This window comes from Polaromonas sp. (genome assembly GCF_018780625.1).
Lineage (GTDB): Bacteria > Pseudomonadota > Gammaproteobacteria > Burkholderiales > Burkholderiaceae_C > Polaromonas.
Genome location: NZ_JADMJK010000183.1, coordinates 1 through 3,762, shown reverse-complemented (window position 1 = coordinate 3,762; position 3,762 = coordinate 1). Strand labels below are relative to the sequence as shown.

The following is a 3,762-nucleotide window of genomic DNA, read 5'->3' as shown; positions in this document are numbered from 1 at the left end:
TTTTGGCCCACTGGATGAAGTCGCCCACAATCAGGAAATAGCCCGGAAAGCCCATCTTCAGGATGGTATTGATCTCGAACTCCAGCCGCGCCACGTACTCGGGCCGCTTGGCGTCGCGCACATCCGCTTTCGGGTAGAGATGCACCAGGCGTTCTTCCAGCCCCTCAAACGAGGTTTGCCGGAAGTAGTCCTCGGCCGGCATGCGCACGCCATCGACTTCGGGCGTGGGGTAGTCGGGCAACATGGGCTTGCCCAGCTCCAGCGTGAGGTTGCAGCGCTTGGCAATCTCCAGCGTGTTGGCCAGCGCCGTCGGCACATCGGCAAACAGCTCGGCCATCTGGGCGGCTGACTTGAAATACTGCTCGCGCGTGAACTTGCGCACGCGGCGCGCATTGCCCAGGATTTCGCCTTCCGAAATGCACACGCGCGCCTCGTGGGCCTCGTAGTCGTCGTAGGTCAGGAACTGCACCGGATGCGTGGCCACCACCGGCAGCCCAAGCCGGGCCGCCAGCTGCACGGCGGCCGCCACATGGCGCTCGTCGTCGGGGCGCTGGGCGCGCTGCAGCTCAAGGTAGAAGCGCTGGGGAAAGATGGCGGCCAGGGTCAGCGCGCATTCCTGCGCGCGCGCGCTGTCGCCCTGCACCAGGGCCTGGCCCACGGCGCCAGCCTGGGCGCCTGACAGCGCGATCAGGCCTTCATGGAGTTCCTGCAGCCATTCCAGCTTGATGATGGCCTGGTCGCGCACCACGTTCTGGGTCCAGGCGCGGGTGATCAGCTCCGACAGGTTCAGGTAGCCGCAATGGTTTTGCACCAGCAGCAACAGCCGGGCGGCCGGGGCGCTGGCCTCTTTACCGGGTACCTGCACCCAGACATCGGCGCCGATCAGGGGTTTAACGCCGGTCTTGCGGCATTCCTTGTAAAACTTGATGGTGCCGAACAGGTTGCTTAAATCGGTGATGGCCAGTGCGGGCTGGCGGTCGGCGGCGGCGGCTTCGACAATTTCGTCGATGCGGTTGGTACCGTCAACGACTGAAAACTCGGTGTGAATTCTTAAATGGGCAAACATGCGCTTCATTTTAGGACGCGGCCCCCGGCGTACTTTGTGAGCGGCTGTAAGCACCCGTCCTGGCGCGGGCCTTGCCTACAATTGGCAGCATCATGCAAATTCTGAACATTGCCGCCTACAAATTTGTCGCGCTCGACGGCCTGCCCGAGTTGCAGGCCAGTCTTGCAGACACGCTGCAGGCGCGCGCCATCAAGGGCACGGTGCTGCTGGCCGAAGAGGGCATCAACCTGTTTCTGGCCGGCGCGAGCGACAATCTTCATGACTTTTTGGGCGGGCTGCGGGCCGATGCCCGTTTTACGGACCTTGAAGTCAAGGAAAGCTGGTCCAGCGCCCAGCCTTTTCGTAAATTGCTGGTCAAGATCAAGCCCGAGATCATCCGCATGAACCACCCGGCCATCCGGCCTTCGGCGGGCCGCGCGCCGGCGGTGGATGCAAGAACGCTCAAACGCTGGCTCGACAGCGGCCAGGACGACGATGGCCGCCCGGTGGTCACGCTGGACACGCGCAACACCTATGAAGTCGATGCAGGCACCTTCCGTCAGGCCATCGACTGGCGCCTGGAGAAATTCACCGAGTTCCCGCAGGCGCTGCTGGACCACCGCGCGCAGTTACAGGGCAAGACCGTGGTCAGCTTTTGCACCGGGGGGATTCGCTGTGAAAAAGCCGCCATCTACATGCAAGAAGCCGGCTTAAGCCATGTGTACCAGCTCGACGGCGGTATTTTGAAATACTTTGAAGACTGTGGCCGGGCACATTTTGACGGCGAATGCTTCGTCTTTGACCAGCGCCGGGGGCTGGACCCGGCCCTGCAGCCGAGGGTGGACGCCCAGCCCACCGCTCCAGCGAATCGACAGTGATGCATTCACCATTGGTTTCTGCCGACGTAGCCGCCGCCTTGGCCCTGCGTTTTCAGCAGGTGCGCCAGCAAACCGAGCTGCTGGCGCGGCCGCTGAGCGCCGAGGACTGCCAACTCCAGTCCATGCCGGACGCCAGCCCGGCCAAATGGCATCTGGCGCATGTCACCTGGTTTTTTGAAACCTTTGTGCTGGAGCGGTTTGAAGCGGACTTCACGCCGTTTGACGCAGGTTTTCGCGTGCTGTTCAACAGCTACTACAACGGCATTGGCGACAAGCACCCGCGCGCCCAGCGCGGGCTGATCAGCCGCCCCACGCTGCAAGACGTGCGGGCCTACCGCGCGCAGGTCGATGCGCGGGTGCTCAAGCTGCTGACGACGGCAGACCAGGGCATCCAAAACGACCTGGCGCCGCTCATCACGCTGGGGCTGCACCACGAGCAGCAGCACCAGGAGTTGCTGCTGACCGACATCCAGCATGCGCTGTCCTTCAATCCGCAGCAGCCCGCCTACATGGCGCCCCAGCCACAGGTGAAGGTCAATCCACAGCCGGTGCGCTGGCACGCTTACAGCGGCGGCTTGGTCAGCCATGGGTTTGACGCGCCATTGGACGGCGCGTTTGCCTTTGACAACGAGACGCCGCGCCACCGCGTTTTCATCGCGCCGTTTGAGCTGGCCAGCCGGCCCGTGTCCAACGGCGAGATGATGGCGTTCATGGCCGACGGCGGTTACCGGCGGCCCGAACTCTGGCTGTCTATGGGCTGGGACTGGGTTACCGCTGGCGCGCACCAATTACCGCTTTACTGGCAGGGCAGCGCAGGCAACTTCCACCATTTCACGCTGCAGGGGCTGCTGACGGTGGACCCCGACGCGCCAGTCTGCCACCTCAGTTACTTTGAGGCCGATGCGTTTGCACGCTGGGCCGGTGCGCGTCTGCCCACTGAATTTGAATGGGAGCTGGCCGCCCGGGCCCTGCCCGCCCCCGCGCTGCAGCCCGCCAACCTTGCCGAGAACGCGGCCTACCAGCCTATGCCACAGCCGCAAGGCGACGACGCACCTGCTCAGCTCTATGGCGATGTCTGGGAGTGGACGCAGTCCAACTACAACCCCTACCCTGGCTACAAGGCCTGGGAGGGCGTGGTGGGCGAATACAACGGCAAGTTCATGTGCAACCAGTTTGTGCTGCGCGGCGGCTCATGCGCCACGCCGCAAAGCCACATCCGCGCGAGCTACCGCAACTTTTTCCCGCCGGATGCGCAGTGGCAGTTCAGCGGCGTGCGGCTGGCGCGCAATAGTCAAGGCTAAGTCAGAGGTAGGGCGTGCGGTCGGTCGCGGCTTCTGCCCTGGCGGGCTTGCGCTGCGGCAGCGGGATGAATTCGGTCTCTCCAGTAACCTGCCCCATCCTTTGCGCCGCCCAGTCACCACCGGCCTGAACAATGCGCTCCTTGCGGCTGGAAACGAAGTTCCACCAGATAAAGCGGTGCCCATCAAGCGGGTCGCCGCCAATCACCACAAAACGTGCAGCTTCGCTGGCGCTGATCCTGGCCACCATGCCAGGCGCCAAAACAGCCAGGGTGCGCGCAGCGACGGCTTCGCCATCGACCGCCAGGTCGCCTTCCACCCCGTAAAGCGCCAACTCGTCGGCCAGCGGCGGCAAATCAAGGTGCTCGCCGGCGGCCAGGCGGATGTCCAGGTAAACGGTTTTCGAGAAGGTCTTGACGGGCGAGGTGTGCCCGAAAGCCTCGCCGATCAGCACCCGAACTTCGGACGCGCCCAGCGAAACGACAGGAATGTCGCTGGCGGGTGTGTGCACAAAGTCAGGCGCCGTTTCTTCATGGGCCTT

The 3,762-nt window shown here is 63.7% G+C and carries 4 protein-coding genes; 2 read left to right on the top strand and 2 right to left on the bottom strand.

Annotated elements, in window-relative coordinates; genetic code table 11:
• Nucleotides 1-1,066: PHP domain-containing protein (locus IV091_RS14325; protein WP_293469883.1), on the bottom strand; the 1,066-nt coding region annotated here is incomplete at its 3' end.
• 89 nt (nucleotides 1,067-1,155) lie between these two features.
• Between IV091_RS14325 and IV091_RS14320 the strand changes: the two genes are divergently transcribed.
• Both IV091_RS14320 and egtB read left to right on the top strand, forming a co-directional pair.
• Nucleotides 1,156-1,923 carry a sulfurtransferase gene (locus IV091_RS14320; RefSeq protein WP_293469885.1) on the top strand — a complete coding sequence of 256 codons (768 nt, stop codon included), beginning with the start codon at nucleotides 1,156-1,158 and terminating at the stop codon, nucleotides 1,921-1,923.
• Nucleotides 1,923-3,224 carry an ergothioneine biosynthesis protein EgtB gene (gene egtB, locus IV091_RS14315; RefSeq protein ID WP_293469881.1) on the top strand — a complete coding sequence of 434 codons (1,302 nt, stop codon included), beginning with the start codon at nucleotides 1,923-1,925 and terminating at the stop codon, nucleotides 3,222-3,224. Before IV091_RS14320 ends, egtB begins: the two co-directional genes overlap by 1 nt.
• Before the next feature lies 1 nt (nucleotide 3,225).
• Here the strand turns inward: egtB and IV091_RS14310 are convergent.
• The coding region (locus IV091_RS14310; RefSeq protein ID WP_293469879.1) for a pirin-like C-terminal cupin domain-containing protein at nucleotides 3,226-3,762 on the bottom strand (537 nt) is incomplete at its 5' end.

Coding starts and splice junctions, on each gene's coding strand:
- egtB (WP_293469881.1), top strand. CDS start 1,923: ATGCATTCACCATTGGTTTCTGCCGACGTAGCCGCCGCCTTGGCCCTG.